14 protein-coding genes and 1 tRNA gene are annotated in these 16,004 nt (G+C 64.9%); 3 read left to right on the top strand and 12 right to left on the bottom strand.

The features are described 5' to 3' along the window. The first annotated feature begins 193 nt into the window (after positions 1-193). Positions 194-1,159, top strand: a complete 966-nt coding sequence (locus tag IC50_RS22375) for an AraC family transcriptional regulator (RefSeq protein WP_035709671.1) — start codon at positions 194-196, stop codon at positions 1,157-1,159. A 150-nt stretch (positions 1,160-1,309) separates the two neighbouring features. Here the strand turns inward: IC50_RS22375 and IC50_RS22370 are convergent. The 3 genes from IC50_RS22370 to IC50_RS22360 all read right to left on the bottom strand — a co-directional run bounded on the left by IC50_RS22370 (position 1,310) and on the right by IC50_RS22360 (position 2,785). After that, positions 1,310-1,386, bottom strand: a tRNA-Arg gene (locus IC50_RS22370). A 151-nt stretch (positions 1,387-1,537) separates the two neighbouring features. Then, positions 1,538-2,053, bottom strand: a complete 516-nt coding sequence (locus IC50_RS22365) for a hypothetical protein (RefSeq protein ID WP_035709669.1) — start codon at positions 2,051-2,053, stop codon at positions 1,538-1,540. Positions 2,054-2,212: 159 nt separating this feature from the next. Further along, the gene (locus tag IC50_RS22360; protein WP_035709702.1) at positions 2,213-2,785 is read right to left on the bottom strand and encodes a hypothetical protein; all 573 of its coding nucleotides are present in this window, start codon (positions 2,783-2,785) and stop codon (positions 2,213-2,215) included. 180 nt (positions 2,786-2,965) lie between these two features. Between IC50_RS22360 and IC50_RS22355 the strand changes: the two genes are divergently transcribed. Then, on the top strand, positions 2,966-3,349 hold the full coding sequence (locus IC50_RS22355; protein WP_035709666.1) for a VOC family protein: 384 nt from the start codon (positions 2,966-2,968) through the stop codon (positions 3,347-3,349). A gap of 45 nt (positions 3,350-3,394) precedes the next feature. On the opposite strand, the gene IC50_RS22350 is transcribed toward IC50_RS22355, so the two are convergent. Further along, positions 3,395-3,892 (bottom strand): hypothetical protein, encoded by a 498-nt coding sequence (locus tag IC50_RS22350; RefSeq protein WP_035709665.1) that lies wholly within the window; start codon positions 3,890-3,892, stop codon positions 3,395-3,397. A gap of 262 nt (positions 3,893-4,154) precedes the next feature. Here IC50_RS22350 and IC50_RS22345 point away from each other — a divergent pair, with 262 nt between their 5' ends. After that, positions 4,155-4,508, top strand: a complete 354-nt coding sequence (locus IC50_RS22345) for a GrlR family regulatory protein (RefSeq protein ID WP_035709663.1) — start codon at positions 4,155-4,157, stop codon at positions 4,506-4,508. A gap of 6 nt (positions 4,509-4,514) precedes the next feature. Here IC50_RS22345 and IC50_RS22340 read toward each other — a convergent pair whose 3' ends face one another. The 8 genes from IC50_RS22340 to IC50_RS22305 form a co-directional block, all read right to left on the bottom strand. Further along, on the bottom strand, positions 4,515-7,202 hold the full coding sequence (locus IC50_RS22340; protein WP_035709661.1) for a PAS domain S-box protein: 2,688 nt from the start codon (positions 7,200-7,202) through the stop codon (positions 4,515-4,517). Between the two features lie 299 nt (positions 7,203-7,501). Next, complete coding sequence (locus tag IC50_RS22335) at positions 7,502-8,296, bottom strand: NUDIX hydrolase (RefSeq protein WP_035709659.1); 795 nt, start codon at positions 8,294-8,296, stop codon at positions 7,502-7,504. A gap of 4 nt (positions 8,297-8,300) precedes the next feature. Then, positions 8,301-9,254, bottom strand: coding sequence for a dihydrodipicolinate synthase family protein (locus IC50_RS22330; protein ID WP_035709658.1), 954 nt, complete (start codon positions 9,252-9,254; stop codon positions 8,301-8,303). A 107-nt stretch (positions 9,255-9,361) separates the two neighbouring features. Further along, entirely contained in the window at positions 9,362-10,240 is an 879-nt protein-coding gene (locus IC50_RS22325; RefSeq protein WP_035709657.1) for an SDR family oxidoreductase, read from the bottom strand. A gap of 123 nt (positions 10,241-10,363) precedes the next feature. Continuing rightward, positions 10,364-11,224, bottom strand: a complete 861-nt coding sequence (locus IC50_RS22320; RefSeq protein ID WP_035709656.1) for a MaoC family dehydratase — start codon at positions 11,222-11,224, stop codon at positions 10,364-10,366. A 254-nt stretch (positions 11,225-11,478) separates the two neighbouring features. After that, the gene (locus tag IC50_RS22315) at positions 11,479-11,868 is read right to left on the bottom strand and encodes a Zn-ribbon domain-containing OB-fold protein (RefSeq protein WP_035709655.1); all 390 of its coding nucleotides are present in this window, start codon (positions 11,866-11,868) and stop codon (positions 11,479-11,481) included. Next, positions 11,868-13,025, bottom strand: coding sequence for a thiolase domain-containing protein (locus IC50_RS22310; RefSeq protein WP_035709654.1), 1,158 nt, complete (start codon positions 13,023-13,025; stop codon positions 11,868-11,870). Before IC50_RS22310 ends, IC50_RS22315 begins: the two co-directional genes overlap by 1 nt. A gap of 885 nt (positions 13,026-13,910) precedes the next feature. Beyond that, positions 13,911-16,004 (bottom strand): indolepyruvate ferredoxin oxidoreductase family protein (locus IC50_RS22305; protein WP_035709653.1); only part of this gene is annotated, 2,094 nt, incomplete at its 5' end.

The raw sequence follows: 16,004 nt of genomic DNA, 5'->3' as shown, positions 1-16,004 counted from the left end.
TGTCACGCGAGCATAAGGCAGCATTTCATCGACCTCGCCTCCGGCGCACCGCCGAGGACGCTGACGGACTTCGTGGCATGATGTCCGCAATACTACGGCCTGGAATCCGGTTTACTGAAACGCGATGTTTCGCCATTGATTGCGATGCATCGACGTTCATTTGATTGTTTCATTTCAGCGGCCGGCCAGAACCATGTTGTTCGACAACCTCGCTCCCTCCTCCGCGTTGCAACTGGTCGGCTTTTCCGACATCGATGCGTTTCGGCCGATCGAGACGATGGAAGATGCGAGAAGCATTCCGCTCGACATCCCGAACTTCGCGGCGGCCCGCGCCGTCGTCTCCCTGCCGGCTTGCCGCATCATCATGACGAGATCGTTCGCACGCATCCTCGACACCGCCTATCGCATGCCGGGCGGGATGGTGATCCTGTCCATGACCGACGACCTTCGGGTCAACTTCAAGGGAATGGATCTCGACGCCCGCTTCTTCGTCGCGCTCCGCGGCAACGATGGGTGCCATTTCGTCGAACCCCGGACCAATCATCATGCGATGATCATCTTCTCCCCCGAGTTGAGAGACCGGGGCTGGTTCGATCTCGCCGACGATTTGCGGGCCCATGTCGCGAACCGGCCCGCCCTGCTCCACACGCGACAACTCCTGCTCGACATCCTGCGAACCGCGTCAGTGCAGCCGCGCCTGTTCGAAACCACCGAAGTTGCGGCCCATCTCCAGGAAGGCCTGCTGCTCGCGCTCGACGATTTGTTTCGGATCGATTCGATGTCGGATCGGAGCGCCCTGGTCCAGAGCGAGCGGGCGATCAAGCTCGTGCAGCGCATCGACGATTACGTCGCGACCTATCCGACCGCGCCGATCTACACCGCCGATCTCGCCAGCGAGTTCGGCGTCTCGATCCGGACGCTCGGCGGCGCCGTCAGCAGAGTGCGCGGCATGAGCCTGCACCAGTACATTCGCCTGAAGAGGCTGTGGGCGACCCGTGCCCGCCTCCTCAAGGGCGGCGGCATCACCGTTGCCACCTGCGCACGCGCCCACGGCTTCCACCATCTCGGTGAGTTTGCCGCAGCCTATCGCGCCACCTTCCACGAGGCGCCCTCCGACACGCTGGCACGCGGCCGGCGAAGCGGTATCCCGGCAGGCTGATTGACGTCGCAGGCCGTCGCGACGGTGACCCGGCATCATCGCCGTTTCCGAACGTGTCTGGAACAACCGACAACCCGTTCCGCACGGGTTGTGACCCATATCTTGGGTACGATCCGTTAACCATGTCTTCGGGCTGGACACATCGCAGAGTGGCGCGCTCGGAAGGATTCGAACCTCCGACCCTCGGAATCGAAATCCGATGCTCTATCCAGCTGAGCTACGAGCGCCCTGGCCCGGTACCGGGCCACCCTAAATTCGCCCGACCGGTGCTGGTCAAGAACCAGCAGGGCGGACGGCGTTCGGGTCGGTTCGAATTAGCAGAGAGGCCGGCCAATAAAAAGCCCTACCCGCCCCCTTCGAGGCGGGTCGAAGGCGCTGTCACCAGGTCGTGTTGAAGAGGCCGAAATGCGGCTGCTGAGCGACCAGCATCGGCCGGCCGGGCTGCGGCGCATGATGCGCCCTGACGATCTTGCGCTTGGGCTGAGCCTGCACCGGAACAGCCTGAGCCTGAGGAGTTTGAGGCTGAGTGGCCCCGAACTTTCTGGCCGCGGCATTTTCGGCCTTCGGTGCCGGCGTGAACTGCGCGAAGGTCTCGCGCACCCGCGTCTTGGCCGACATCTCAGCCAGAGCCGGCGGCAGGCCCTCCTGGACCGGCGGCCGCGGAGCCGCAACGGAGGCGGTCTTCACCTCGGGCGCGGCAATCGTCGGCTGGCTGGTGTCGAGCACGACTCGCTCGGGCAGGTGCCGATCGGACCGAATGCGGATCAAGGGCTGGTCGTTGCTCGCGGTCGCGACGGCTTCTGCGACGGGTGCCGCCGGGAAAACGAAATTCGCCGCGAACAGCAGTGCGAGCAAGGCTCCACCGACAAAAACGAAATACCTAAGGATGGGCATAGCCGCGCTCCGCCCCCCGCATCCCCGCGTGGGCTCTCTGCCTCAACAGGCGATCTCTCAATTGGTTCCTGGCCCAGCCGTTCGGTTCAAATGGCGACGCTTGGTTTTTTGGCCAAGATCCGCGGAGGGTAACTTTTCCGCTACCGGAACACGTTGCCCCTAGACGCGGCGTGCCGCAACCAGCGAACATTTCGCCTGATCGGCATTCACGTTGACGAAGCCGACGGAAATACGTGCAAAGGTCTTGCGGCTCTTCATGCTGACCGGATCCGTCAGTACGCGGCTGCGGTCGGTAAGATGACTGCCGTCGCGCCGCGTAAAGGCGCAGACGATCTCGACATCCTTTACGGCATAATCATTGTCGTTTCGCAGCGTGAACGTCACCAGGGCTTTGGAGCCAAGGCCGCCGCGGCGCCAGGTCTGCGATGAAATCCGGAGATGGCCGAGATCTGCCGTTGCAGGTGCCTGAGCTTCGGACGCCGGCGACACCACCGCGGACGCATCCCCCGAAGGAGCTGCCTCAACAGTCGCGAGCTCCGGCCTGATCGGCTCAGCACTATTGCCTTTGGAAAGAGGCAGCAGCATCCAGATGCCGCACCCGACGACGATTGCCGCCAGCAGCCAAAGAAGGCTGCGGCCAAACGAGACGCTCGCGATCGTCACGGCCCGCGCCAGTCGCTCGCCGGCCCCGGCGAAGCGTCCCAATCCGATCCGGTCGAGCCTGGCGTTCATGATTGCACCACCGATCGCGGCCGAAGCGCCATCAACGGCGGATTCGGTCACTGCTTACCTTAAGCCGGCAGACGAATTAAGGTTCCCCTGTGGTTGCGAGTCGGCAGCGATGGTGGCGATGACCGGCGCGGGCCGCTAACATGCGCTGCAACATCGAAGACCGCGTCGGGAGAACCTGAAATGCCAGTCGTCACTTGGGATCACATCCATCTGCGCAGCCCCGATCCAGAGGCCACGGCGGCCTGGCTGCGGGACATCCTTGGTGGCGAGATCGTACGCGCGCCGGGACGGATCGACGTGAACCTCGGCGGGGCCAGGATCTTCATCGCACCGCTCGAGGGCGACAGCGCCGTCAACCCGCCGCCTCCGCACCCGCATCAGGGGCTCGACCATTTTGGTCTGACGGTGAAGGACATCGACGCTGTCGCCGCCGAGATCAAGGCCAAGGGCGTCACGTTCACGCGCGAGCCGACGACCATCCGGCCCGGCGTACGCATCTGCTTCATCCGCGGCCCCGAAGGCATCTCCATCGAGCTGCTTGAGCGCGACAAGAAATACACCTGACGTAGCGCGACGCGTGCCGCCTCAGGCATCAGCCGACCGGGGCGGTTAAGTCATGCTACCGGGCATAAAGCAGCGGATGGTGACGCCCATGTAGCCGTAGATCGGCCAGACCATGGTGCGCCCCACCCGGTTCGGCTCCGAGATCACGGCCTCCTCGGGTACGTCGACCCAGACGAACTCCTGCTGCTGACCGTCAAGCGCGTAGCCATAGCGCGGGACGCGGACACGATAGTGCCCGTCCTTGCTGTCCCAGTCGGAATCGGAGAGCGCCGAACCATCGGCATCGGAGCAGCAAGGCCCCTTGCCGCTGCGCAGACCGTCGAACCATGCCTTCAATTCGGCATTGGTGTTGACGAACTGGCCGCGGTCACGCGCGTGCCCGAAGGGAGCCGCGAGCGCAATCAGGCCCGAGGCGCACACCAGCCTTGTCACCCTTCGCCAGCGTGTGGTGCTGCCAATCCGCCGTTGTTCGCTTCTGCAATTCGTGGGACGCGCACTGCATAGACGCGGCTCATCGCCGCCGGAATCGATCCAGTTGGTCACGTTCGTCTTGCTCCAGCACCCCGCGGCCAGTGCAACAATGATTATGCATTTTGCGGGCCAACTCTGATTCGCAACGGCGGGCCTCGCTTCATCATCAGAGCGTCATGACGGCGCCACGCACAAGCCGGGACAACTACGGCTCGCCGCTGCACGCTACCGCGTCCCGGCCGGCAAACTGCCGCGTTGCGCGAGAGGGTGCGCTTTGGCATAAAAGCCGGACCGGTTACGCCATCGGGCGAAGGCGGCCGGCCTACGGGACGTTATGAAGAACGGCCTCTATTCAATTCACGTGACCCTGCTCGATGGGCGAGCCGGCAAGGGCAGCGGCGTGATTCTTTTCCGCGACGGCAAGATTCTGGGCGGCGACGCCTACCTCTATTACACCGGCAGCTACACGGTGAAGGACAACAAGACCTTCAAAGGCGAGGTGCTGGTGCAACGGCACACTTCGCCTCGGGGCGATGACAATCCGCTGTTCGGTGGCCCCGCCCCAGTCGGCATCGGCGTCAGCGGCACCTACACGGAGACGCGCGCGGAGATGACGGGCACGGCGCTGGTCGGCAAGGCCAGCCTGATCTTCGGCGCCACCCTGCATAGGCTCGCAGACGTCGATTAGGATCGGCTATTCCGCCGCCTGCTCGAGCGGCGCCACGCGCGGCAGGATGATCTGGATGCGTGTACCGCCGCCCGGCTCGGAATCGAGATCGAGCCGCCCGCCGAGCCGGTTCGTAACGATGCTGTAGACGATGTGCAGCCCGAGGCCGGTGCCGCCCTGGTCGCGTCGCGTCGTGAAGAACGGATCGAAGGCACGGCGACGGACGTCGAGCGACATGCCGCAGCCATTGTCGGAGAAGATGATCTCGACATTGTCCTTGCCGGACTCGCGCACCTGGATCTCGACGGTCCCAGGCCGGCCGTCCGGAAAGGCGTGCGCCACCGAATTGAGAAACAGATTGGTCAGCACCTGGCCGTACGGACCGGGATAGCTGTTCATGGTCAGATCCGGCTGGCATTCGACGTTGAGGGTCAGATTGTGCTTGCGCAGGCCCGGTCGCAGGCTCATCACCACCTGCTCCGTGAGATCACCGAGATCGAAAGTACGCTGATCCGAATAGTTGCGGTCGGCTGCGACCTGCTTGAACGACTGGATCAGCTCGGCGGCACGATTGAGATTGGAGACGAGCTGCGAGGATGCATCGCGGCTGGTGCCGAGGAAGTCGTTGAGCGTGGAGCGGCGCAGCTCGCCGCGCTCGACCTCGGCCGTGAACATCGCGGTCTTGCGCTCCAGCGCGGAGGCGACCGTGAGGCTGATGCCGACAGGGTTGTTGACCTCGTGGGCGACACCGGCGACCAGGCGCCCGAGCGCGGCGAGCTTCTCCGCCTCGATCAGTGAAGCCTGCGTCTCGCGCAGATTGCGCAGCGCCGTCTCGGCGGCTTCCTTGGCCTTGCGCATCTCCTGCTCGCCGCGCTTGCGCTCGCCGATGTCGAGCGCGACGGTCACGATCCGCTCGATCTCTCCCTCGGCATCGAGCAGCGGCAGCTTGTTGACCAGCCATTGCCGCATGTTGCCGGCCGCGTCCTTGTACTCCTCCTCGTAGAAGCCGAGCCCCTTGCGGAGCTTGAGCACCCGCTTGTCGTTCTCGTCGGTCTTGGCCGCGCCATAGCGCGACATCAGGTCGGCCGTGGTGCGGCCGAGCGCGTCACTGGGCTCGATGCCGAAGATGCCCGCCATGTAGCGGTTCATCAGCACGTAGCGCAGCTCGCGGTCCTTGACGTTGATCACCGCCGGCACGGTGTCGATAACCTGCTGAAGCAGGCGCCGGCCTTCGGCGATGGCATCTTCCGCGCGCTTCTGGTCCGTGATGTCGCGCAGCGTGCCCTCGTAGCGGACGATGTTGCCCTGCTCGTCCCGCACGCCCGTGGCGCTGTCGGAGAGCCAGAGGATGTCGCCGCTGCGCTGGCGCACCTGGTACTCGAACTCGCGCACCATGCCGTCGCGCGCCATCAGCCGCTGGTATTCGGCACGCGCCTCGGGATGGACGTAGATCGTGTGGGCGATGTCGTTGATGCTGTCGATCAGCTGCTGCGGGCTGTCATAGCCCATCATCCGCGCCAGCGCCGGGTTGGCGTTGAGGAGGTCACCGGCCGGAGTCGTCACATAGATGCCGTCGACCGAGCCCTCGAACAGCTTGCGGTAGCTTTCTTCGGCGAGGCGCTGCTCGGTGAGCGCGCGCACCGCCGCCTCGCGCGCCGTGTCGGCCTCTTCCAGCGCGCGGCGGAACACTTCCGCGGCTCGCGCGATGTCGCCGATCTCGTTGTCGAGGTCGGCGGACGGAATCGACGTGTCCTTCCGGCCGGCCGCAAGCGCGCGAATGGATCGCGCGATCTGGGCGAGCGGACGCACCGTCCTGCGCACGACAAACAGCGCAGCGCCGATGCCGATCAGCACGCCGATCGTACCGAGCACGATGCTCTGCCATCGCGCCTCAGTCAACGTACGGGCAAAATCGCGCGACAGCACGTGGCCGCGCCGATCGCTGACCTCGCGCAGCAATTCGGTGACGCGGCCGATCAATCGGCCTTCGGTTCCCAACACCTCGCGATCGATATCGGCGATCTGCCGCTCGCGGACGGCCACGGCCATGATGGCCTCGGCATAGTCGTTCACGGCCGACTTCAGCTTCGTATCGCCAATATCAAGCGCCCGCATCCCCTGCGCGGCCTGCTCGGCTGCGGACGGGTTGCGCGCGAGCAGCCCGAGCGCGATCCGGCTCTGCGCCTCGGTCAGACGGGACGCCAGCTCGCGGTCGGCGGTGCCTGCGACGGCTGCATTGAACCGCTCGCGCAGCGGCGGCAGGCCGGCGAGCAGTTGGGCGCGGCGGTCGATCAGGGTCGAGATCCGCTCCAGGCCGTTGCGATAGGTCGCAAGCCGCTCGGTGACTCCGTCGATCATGTCCTGCTGCTCGGGCGCGAGCTCGATGCGGGTCTTCTTGAGGATGTCGCTCAGGGTCGATGCCGCCTCGCCCACCTGCTGGAACTGGATGCCGGCGCCGGGGTCCGTGACGAAGTCGCGCGCGGCAAGGCGCAACTCGTTCATGCGACGATCGATATCCTCGGCGAGGTCTCCGACGCTCTGGAGCCGCTGCAGCTCGGCAAAGGTCGTGTCGATGTGCCGGATCGCGATCACGCTCGCGGTCGAAGTGACGATGATCACCGCCAGCACCAACAGAAAGCTGCCGAAGGTGAGCTGACCGATGGAGAGCGAGAATGTTCGCCTTTTCTCAGGGGGCGGCGTCAATTCGGCGGACATTGGTGGTTTGGGGACCGGGCTGCTGGAGACCCAATATACGACGTATTGCCGCCCGGGGGGAACATGCCTCGGGACACGGAATATCCTTAATATCGGGACCGACCGCCCTCGTCAGCCTCGGCCCTGGGACGGCTTGATGCCGGCTGGCCTGCGGGCCGGGATGGTCATGGCGGCAACGCCGAAGACGACGCAGGCAAGTCCGATCCGGGCGGTCCTGCTCATGGCCCGTCCCGTCCTTCCACGATGGACGGAATCTAGCGCGAGCGCGGTCTCAATACTTCGGCCGGCGTCGAAGTGTTCTAGCCGACCGCCCCCACCTCGAACACTTCGCCGTCGTAGCCGGCTTCGCGGGGGATGCGGAGCTGGCGGCCGGTTTCGGTCTTGGTCATGACCGGCATCACCGTGACGATGGACAGGCCGCGGGCGTGCTCCAGCGCCGCGCTCACGTCTGGCTGCTTGGCGAGCCGGATCAGATTGCGCGTGGTCGGGAACGGCAGCTTGAAGCGACCGCTCTCGCCGCCCTCCACCGCCTCGCGCGGCGAGACCCAGATCGAATCCGTCGACTCCCGGCCATCATGGGCGCCGAGCTGGTCGGGCGGCGCGGCGGCCAGGAAGAACCAGGTGTCGAAGCGCTTCGGCATGCCCTCCGGCGTGATCCAGTGCGCATAGGGCACGAGCGTGTCCAGCGCGAGCTGGAGCCCGTTGCCGGCCAGAATGTCGAGGAAACTGATCTTCTGCTCGTTGAGCGCGACGCGGTGCGCTTCCGCGATCTCGCCGGCGCGTCCGGCATCGACCGGCGTGCCTGCGTTCTTCGACCGGGCCAGCAGGATGCCGCTCTCCTCGAAGGTCTCGCGGATCGCGGCGATACGAAATCCGCGGTCCGCTTCGCTGAGGCCCTCGCCGCCCGAATACAGGTCCGAGCGCGCGACGATCTCCTGATCGCCGGCATCGACGCTGCCGCCGGGAAACACCAGCGCGCCCGAGTTGAACTCGATCTGATGATGGCGGACCATCATGAAGACCTCCAACTCCTTCCCGCCGTCTCTGAGCAGGAGGATCGTCGAGGCCGGGCGTGATGCTGATGTCTCGGCCATGCAACTAACCTGCGGCGCTGGATTGCGGGCCGAGATTGGCGCGCTTGTCGAAACGGGCGACCCGCGACAAGAGATAGTCGACCTCGGCCTTCGCCGTCGCCGTCATCGTCGCACCGGGCTTGCGCTGCGCGCTGGAGGCGATGATGCCGCGCTTCTGCAGCACGTATTTGCGCACGGTGAGGCCGACGCCGGGCTGTTGCTCGTAGCGGATCAGCGGCAGATGCGCGTCGAAGATGTCATGCGCGGCGTCGCGCTTGCCGGCCTTGGAGAGGTTCACGACGTCGATCAGAAGCTCCGGGAAGGCGTAGCCGGTCATGGCGCCGTCGGCGCCGCGCTCCATCTCGAAGTCCAGGAACGTGCCGCCATTGCCGCAGAGGATCGAGAGCGGGCGGAGCGAGCCGTCCTTCTGGAAGCCGCGCAGCGTCGAGATCTTCTCAAGGCCCGGCCAGTCCTCGTGCTTGAGCATCACGCAGTTCGGATTGTCCATGACGATCTTGCGGATCACGGCGGGGGTGAACACGACCTGCAAGGTGAGCGGATAGTCCTGCAGCACCCAGGGCACATCGGGGCCGATGGCTTCCGCCGCCTGCTTGAAATAGCCGATGATCTGATCGTCGGTGCGCAGGCTCGGCGGCGGCGCGATCATCACACCGGCCGCACCCGCATCCATCGAGGCCCTCGCCAGCGAGCGCATGGTGGCAAAGCCGGGGGCGGAGACGCCGACGATCACCTGCATCTTCTTGGCGCGCTTGACGTAGCGCACCGCCACCTGCTCGGCTTCGGTGGCATCGAGCTTGGGGGCCTCGCCGAGGATGCCCAGCACCGTGACGCCGTCGCATCCGACCTCCTCGTAGAAGTCGGTCAGGCGGTCGATCGAGCGCTCATCGATCCGGCCGTCGTCGTGGAACGGCGTCGGCGCGATTGCGAAGGTGCCCTTGGCGTCGGCGGTGAGTTTCATAAGTGCTCTATCCTCTCATTCGTCATTCCGGGGCGATGCGACAGCATCGAACCCGGAATTTCGAGATTCCGGGTTCGTGCTTCGCACGCCCCGGAATGACAGAAAAGCTAAAACCTCCGCGCCCCCATCTTGATCTGCTCCTCGGAGAAGAATATCTCCTTGGCGTGATCGACGATGTCCTGGGCCTTCCAGCCCGAGTGCGGCGGTTTCCAGCCTTCCATTTCCATCATCCGCATTTCGCGCACGCCGCGGGGCCCGGACACGCCCAGCACCTTGCCGGTCTGGTCGCCCGACAAGTCGCTGACCATGTATAGCACGGCCGGCGCGATGCCGTCCGGCCCGAGCGCCGCCGAGGGGTTCTCCTTATAGCGGGGCAGGTCTGCGGTCATGCGGGTCAATGCGCCCGGGGCCAGCGTCCAGATCCGGATGTTGTACTTGCGGCCCTCGATCGCCAGCACGTTGGACAGGCCCCAGATGCCGCCCTTGGCCGCGCCGTAATTGGTCTGGCCGAAATTGCCGATCAGGCCCGAGGTCGAGGAGGTGTTGACGATGACGCCGCCGCCGTTTTCCCGCATCCAGCGAAACACCGGCAGGGTGCAACAAAAGGTACCCTTCAGATGGACCTTGATGACCTTGTCCCAATCGGCCTCGGAGGCCTTGGCAAAGGTCTGGTCGCGCAGGATGCCGGCATTGTTGACCAGGATGTCGGCCCGGCCGAAATGCTTGATGGCGTCGTCGAACACCGACTGGCCGCCCTCCATGGTGGAGACGTCGGCGCCGTTGGCAACGGCCTTGCCGCCCTCGGCCTTGATCGCGTCCACCACCTGCTGCGCCATTGATTTGTCGGCGCCCGAACCGTCGCGGGGACCGCCGAGATCATTGACGACGACCGAGGCCCCTTCCCGCGCGAACAGTTTTGCGTAGGCCTCACCGAGCCCCCCGCCTGCGCCGGTGATCAGCGCGACCTTGCCGTCGAGTAGTCCCATGGTGGCTTCTCCCTGTTTGTTATTGTCATTCCGGGGCAGCGCGCAGCGCTGAACCCGGAATCCGGAGGTTGTAGCTCGAGATTCCGGGTTCGCGCTTCGCGCGCCCCGGAATGACAGAGGGGCCTAACCCAGCACCGTCTTGCCGTTCTTGATCACGGTGACGCCGCGCGACTTCACCTTGGCTTCGAACGAGATCACGTTGCCGTCCTTCCAGAGGTCCATGGTCACGGTCTCGCCGGGATAGACCGGGGAGGAGAACCGCGCGACGTGCTGGCGGAAGGCGTTCGCGTCGTAGTCTGCATAGGTCTGGAGCACGCCGCGGCAGGTGATGCCATAGGTGCACATGCCGTGCAGGATCGGGCGCGGGAAGCCGGCCTTCTTCGCGAACTCCGGATCGGAGTGCAGCGGATTGCGGTCGCCGCAAAGGCGATAGACCAGCGCCTGGTCCGGACGCGTCGTGATGTCGATGGTCTTGTCGGGCGCGCGCGAGGGGATCTTGTGCGGATCGGGTTGACTCAGGTTCGGCCCGCCGAAACCGCCGTCACCGCGGGCGAAGCGCGAGGCGACCAGCGTCGCCAGCTTTTCGCCCTTCTCGTTCTTCAGCACGGTCTGGTGCGCGATGACGACACCCTTGTCCTTGCCCTTGTCGTAGACCTCGAGCACGGAGGAGTCGGCGGTGATGTTCGCGGCCACCGGCAGCGGCTGATGGAAGGTGATATCGCGCTCGCCGTCGACCACCATCACGCGGTTGAGGTTCATCTCGCCGGGACCAGAACCCCAGGCGGCGACGGACGCGAACGTCGGCACCACCTTCAGCGGCCGCGGCGTCAGCGTACCCTCGTTGACGAAGGCGAGTTCCTTCTCGTCCAGGGGATCGGCGCCGAGCCCGATGCCGTAGGCGTAAAGCATCACCTCGCGATCGGTGTAGGAATATTTCTGGCCGAGGTTTTTGAGGGCTTTGAGCTCTTCGTATCTGGCGGACATTTTTCTGGTTTCCCCTGGTTCTCATCCTCATGGTGAGGAGGCGCTCTTGCGCCGTCTCGAACCATGAGGATGCCCGAAACGCTTCTTCGTTGTGGCCATCCTTCGAGACGCTTGCTTCGCGAGCACCTCAGGATGAGGACCGTCCTACGCGGGGAAGGACGGAGAATTCGTAGGATGGGTAGAGCGCAGCGAAACCCATCATCGCCTGTGTCGGTGGGTTTCGCTGCGCTCTACCCACCCTACGCAGCTTCGTCTCAGGCCGGCGTGAAGAACGGCAGCGGCGCGCCATCCGTGGGCTTGAACACCACCTTCACCTTCTGGCCGATCTTCAGTTTCTCGAGATCGCAATCGACGAAGTTGGTCTGCACCGACGGTCCCTCCTTCAGCGTGACGTAGCCGATGGCATAGGGACCGGTCGGCGACTTCCGCATCAGGCTCCATGTGTAGATCGTGCCCTCGCCCGACGCCTGCTCCCACACCGTCTTGTCGGAGTAGCAGAACGGGCAGATCGAGCGTGGGAAGTAATGCGCCTCGCCGCACGCGGTGCAGCGCTTGATCATGAACTTGCCCTGCTTGGCCGCGTCCCAGAAGGCGGCGGTCTCGGGATTGGTGACCGGTGCCGGATACTTTTTCGCTTCACTCATCACACGCGCTCCAGAATGGCCGTCGAGGCGGCGTGGCGGACACCCAAGAGGCCGCCTGTGCCGTGGGCGATGGCGAGATCGCAATTCCTGACCTGCACCTTCGGATGCGCCTCGCCGCGCAGCTGGCGCACGGCCTCGAGAATCTTGGTCATGCCGCCGCGGTTGACGGGATGGTTGCTGCAGAGGCCGCCGCCGTCGGTGTTGAACGGCAGCTTGCCGACGCCCGAGATCAGATTGCCGTCGGCGACGAACTTGCCGCCCTCGCCTTTCTTGCAGAAGCCGAGGTCCTCGAGCTGCATCAACACCGTGATGGTAAAGCTGTCGTAGATCGAGGCGTATTTGATATCCTTCGGCGTGATGCCGGCTTCCTCGAACGCACGCGGGCCGGACCACACGCCGGCGGAATAAGTGAGGTCGAGATCCTTGCCGCCGCGCGGTCCCTTCATCGCTTCGCCATGGCCGATCAGGCGCACGAGCGGCTTCTTCAGGCTTTTCGCAATCTCCGGCGTCGTCACGATCAGCGCGCCGCCGCCGTCGGAGACGACGCAGCAATCCATGCGGTGCAAGGGATCGGAGATCATCGGCGAGTTCAGGACGTCCTCGACGGTGACGACGTCCTTGAGCATCGCATGCGGATTGTACTGCGCGTGGTGCGACGCCGCGACCTTGATCCAGGCGAGCTGCTCGCTCGTGGTACCATAGTCGTGCATATGGCGCATGGCACACATGCCATAGGCATTGTGCGTGGTCGCGCCGTAAGCGGACTCGAAATCGACCTCCGCACCGGCCGCGCGCGGCGGCATCACCCCGGTGCGTGGCTTGCCGGCCAGCGTCACAAGCGCGATCGAGCACTTGCCCGCGGCGATCGCCTCGGCGGCGTGGCCGAGATGGATGATGTAGGAACAGCCGCCGGTCTCGGTGGAATCGACGTGACGAAGCTTTTTGGTGTTCAGGCCGAGATAATCCACCATCGGCCAGGCGCCGCCGGGGGCATCGCCCGCGCAGAAATAGCCGTCGACATCGTCCTTGCTGATTCCGGCATCCTCGATCGCGCCCTTGGCGACCTCGGCGTGGAGCTGGGCGGTGGATTTGTCCGGCGCGTGCCGGGTCGGGTGTTCGTAGATCCCGGCAATGTAGGCCTTGCCCTTGATGGTCAAACTTCAGGTCTCCGCTGGCGTCTCGTCTTGGCGCTTTTTTCTGAACCGCACCGGGCTGATTGGCAAGCGCGGAAATATTCCGCCTCGCGAGAGAGCGGCGGGTCGGCGCAAGTGGAGGATGCTTGTGCCCCGGACGCAGCGCAGCGCTTCTTCAGCGGTGCGCTGCAGAGCCGGGGCCCATGTCGCAACGAGTGCGGGGCGGCATGGGTCCCGGCTCTGCGCAGCAACGCTGAAGCGTTGCAGCGCGTCCGGGACACGAGACTTGACCTTGCAGACACACCCCAGCATCCTCGCGGCGCATCTCGCCCGAGTTTTGCTCCTGTCTTGCCTCCCTCCGGAAACAGAGGGCGCAGGGAAGACCGGGTGCCGGCTGGGCACCCACGGTCCGCTGTGCGCGAATTGCGCGAAGAACAGGTGCACAGCGGCATACAGGTGCGGCCAAACATCCGGCCTTCCCTGCGCAGTGGTTTTACGGCTGATGTCGCGCTCTCCCCGGGGAGCGTTGCACTATTGCCCCCGTCGCCTTGCGGGTGACCCGCAAGACTTGACGCCAGAACCCCGGGCATCAGGACCACACGATTTTGCCGTACGCGAGACCGCGCCCGTCGTGCACGAGACAATCGCCCGCGCGACGCAGCCCGCGTCCACCGCCGCTCACCCCGCGTTTCGTGACGATCGCGATACGCCCCTCTGAGGGGGATGAGGTGGCGGAGGAATACGACAATTCCGAATTTCGGTAAAGCGGAATGTTTTTGTGCGCAGGGATTGACCCATGGGATGGGTGTTTTGCCCGGCGGGTAGCGCTAGGGGTGGTTTCGTAGGGTGGGTTACGCCTCGCGAACGCGCATTGCGCATTCACAAGGCTAACCCACCCTACAGAACGGGCTACTCCGCCGCGATCTGCCTTGGTGCGGGCGGCGGGTTGGCGAGGTCGGCGGCGAGCTGGGCGTAACGCACCTTGGCATCCGCCACGGCCTTTTCCTTCACCGGGCCGTAGCCGCGGATGCGGTCGGGCAGCGAGAGCAGCTCCACCGCGGTGTCGATCGTGACGGGCGACAACAGACCGAGCACGGTGGCAACGTCCTTCTCGTAGCCGGCGATCAAATCGCGTTCGAGCTTGCGGTCGGCGCTGCGGCCGAAGATGTCGACCGGCGTGCCGCGCAGGAATTTGAACTTCGCCAGCACCCGGAAGACGTTCAGCATCCACGGGCCGAAGGCCCGCTTCTTCGGACGTCCTAGCGCATCGACGCCACTGCTGAGGATCGGCGGGGCAAGATTGAAATTGAACTTGAAGTCGCCCTCGAACTGGTCGCGCAGCTGCTGCTCGAAGGCGCCGTCGCTGAAGAGGCGCGCGACTTCGTATTCGTCCTTGTAGGCCAGCAGCTTGGCGTAGTTCACTGCGACTGCGCGCGGCAGCGCATCGCCATAGCCGCCCTTCACCGCGGCATCGCGGACCTGGTCGACCAGCTTGCGATAGCGCCTGGCGAGGCGGCCGTTCTGGTAGGCGGTCAGATGCTTGGCGCGGTGCTCGATGACTTCGTCGAGCGTCATGGCATCAAGCGTCTTCGGCGCGATCACCTCGTCCGCCCCCTTCAGCATATCGGCGAGACGCTGGGGATCGGCGACCGCGAGCCGGCCGAGGCGGAACGCTTCCTTGTTCATCTTGATCGCGACGCCGTTCACCTCGATCGCCTGCTCGATGGACTCCGCCGACAGCGGGAACAGCCCCTTCTGATAGGCGTAGCCCATCATCATCATGTTGGTGGCGATGGCATCGCCAAGCAGCTGTTCGGCCGGCTTTGTGAAGTCGAAGAACACCGAGTCCTTGTGCAAAGCCGTCTCAAGCACCGCATTGAGCTTGCGGGTCTGGAAGTTGAAATCGCGGTTGAGCACGAAATCGGCGGTCGGGATGACGTGGCTGTTGATGATGCCGCGGGTACGGCCGGAGTCGCAGAGCGAGATCGTGTCCTTGGCGACGGCGACCACTTCATCTGCTGCCAGCACGAGATCGGCCGTGCCGGTGACGATGCGCGAGCAGGTCACCTCCGCCGGATGATCCGACAGACGGACATGGCTGAGCACCGCCCCGCCCTTTTGCGCGAGGCCCGACATGTCCAGGATCATCGAAGCCTTGCCCTCGATATGAGCCGCCATGCCGAGCAGCGCACCGATGGTCAGCACGCCGGTGCCACCGACGCCGCCGACAGCAATGTTATAGGGCTTGTCGAGCGTCGGGCGCGATGCCGGCTCGGGCAGCTCGCCGATCTCAGCAAGCTCGGCCGGCGCGCGGTGGCGCGGCGCGCCGCCATCGATGGTGACGAAGGACGGGCAGAAGCCCTTCAGGCAGGAATAGTCCTTGTTGCAGGAGGATTGGTTGATGGCGCGCTTGCGGCCGAACTCGGTCTCCAGCGGCTCGACCGAGATGCAGTTCGACTGCACCGAGCAGTCGCCGCAGCCTTCGCAGACGGCCGGGTTGATCATGACGCGGCGTGCCGGATCCTCCATCAGGCCGCGCTTGCGGCGGCGGCGCTTCTCGGCGGCACAGGTCTGCACGAAGACGATCGCCGAGGTGCCCTTGTACTCGCGGCACATCTTCATGACGCTGTCGAGCTCGTCGCGGTGATATTTCTTCACGCCCGGCGCGATGGTGTCGGCCGGATAGGAGTCGGGGTTTTCCGAGACGAGGTAGATCTCGCTGATGCCTTCGGCGTGAAGCTGGGCCATGATTTTCTGCGGCGAGAGATCACCGTCATGGCGCTGGCCGCCGGTCATGGCGACGGCGTCGTTGTAGAGGATCTTGTAGGTGATGTTGGCCTTGGAGGCGACCGCCTGGCGGATCGCCAGAATACCGGAGTGGAAATAAGTGCCATCGCCGAGATTGGCGAAGATGTGGTTCTCGTTGGTGAAGGGTGCGATGCCGACCCATGGCACGCCCTCGCCGCCCATATGTGTAAACGTCTCGGTCGAACGGTCCATCCA

Origin of the sequence: Bradyrhizobium genomosp. I (2014) (assembly GCF_000261685.1) — a bacterium.
Lineage (GTDB): Bacteria > Pseudomonadota > Alphaproteobacteria > Rhizobiales > Xanthobacteraceae > Bradyrhizobium.
The sequence above is the reverse complement of the archived record's forward strand: the minus strand, read 5'-3'. Positions and strand labels throughout refer to the sequence as shown.

What these genes read in the sequence shown, in the direction of transcription:
- IC50_RS22375 (WP_035709671.1), top strand. Translation starts at nt 194, where the DNA reads ATGTTGTTCGACAACCTCGCTCCCTCCTCCGCGTTGCAACTGGTCGGC.
- IC50_RS22365 (WP_035709669.1), bottom strand. Translation starts at nt 2,053, where the DNA reads ATGCCCATCCTTAGGTATTTCGTTTTTGTCGGTGGAGCCTTGCTCGCA.
- IC50_RS22360 (WP_035709702.1), bottom strand. Translation starts at nt 2,785, where the DNA reads ATGAACGCCAGGCTCGACCGGATCGGATTGGGACGCTTCGCCGGGGCC.
- IC50_RS22355 (WP_035709666.1), top strand. Translation starts at nt 2,966, where the DNA reads ATGCCAGTCGTCACTTGGGATCACATCCATCTGCGCAGCCCCGATCCA.
- IC50_RS22345 (WP_035709663.1), top strand. Translation starts at nt 4,155, where the DNA reads ATGAAGAACGGCCTCTATTCAATTCACGTGACCCTGCTCGATGGGCGA.
- IC50_RS22340 (WP_035709661.1), bottom strand. Translation starts at nt 7,202, where the DNA reads ATGTCCGCCGAATTGACGCCGCCCCCTGAGAAAAGGCGAACATTCTCG.
- IC50_RS22335 (WP_035709659.1), bottom strand. Translation starts at nt 8,296, where the DNA reads ATGGCCGAGACATCAGCATCACGCCCGGCCTCGACGATCCTCCTGCTC.
- IC50_RS22330 (WP_035709658.1), bottom strand. Translation starts at nt 9,254, where the DNA reads ATGAAACTCACCGCCGACGCCAAGGGCACCTTCGCAATCGCGCCGACG.
- IC50_RS22325 (WP_035709657.1), bottom strand. Translation starts at nt 10,240, where the DNA reads ATGGGACTACTCGACGGCAAGGTCGCGCTGATCACCGGCGCAGGCGGG.
- IC50_RS22320 (WP_035709656.1), bottom strand. Translation starts at nt 11,224, where the DNA reads ATGTCCGCCAGATACGAAGAGCTCAAAGCCCTCAAAAACCTCGGCCAG.
- IC50_RS22315 (WP_035709655.1), bottom strand. Translation starts at nt 11,868, where the DNA reads ATGAGTGAAGCGAAAAAGTATCCGGCACCGGTCACCAATCCCGAGACC.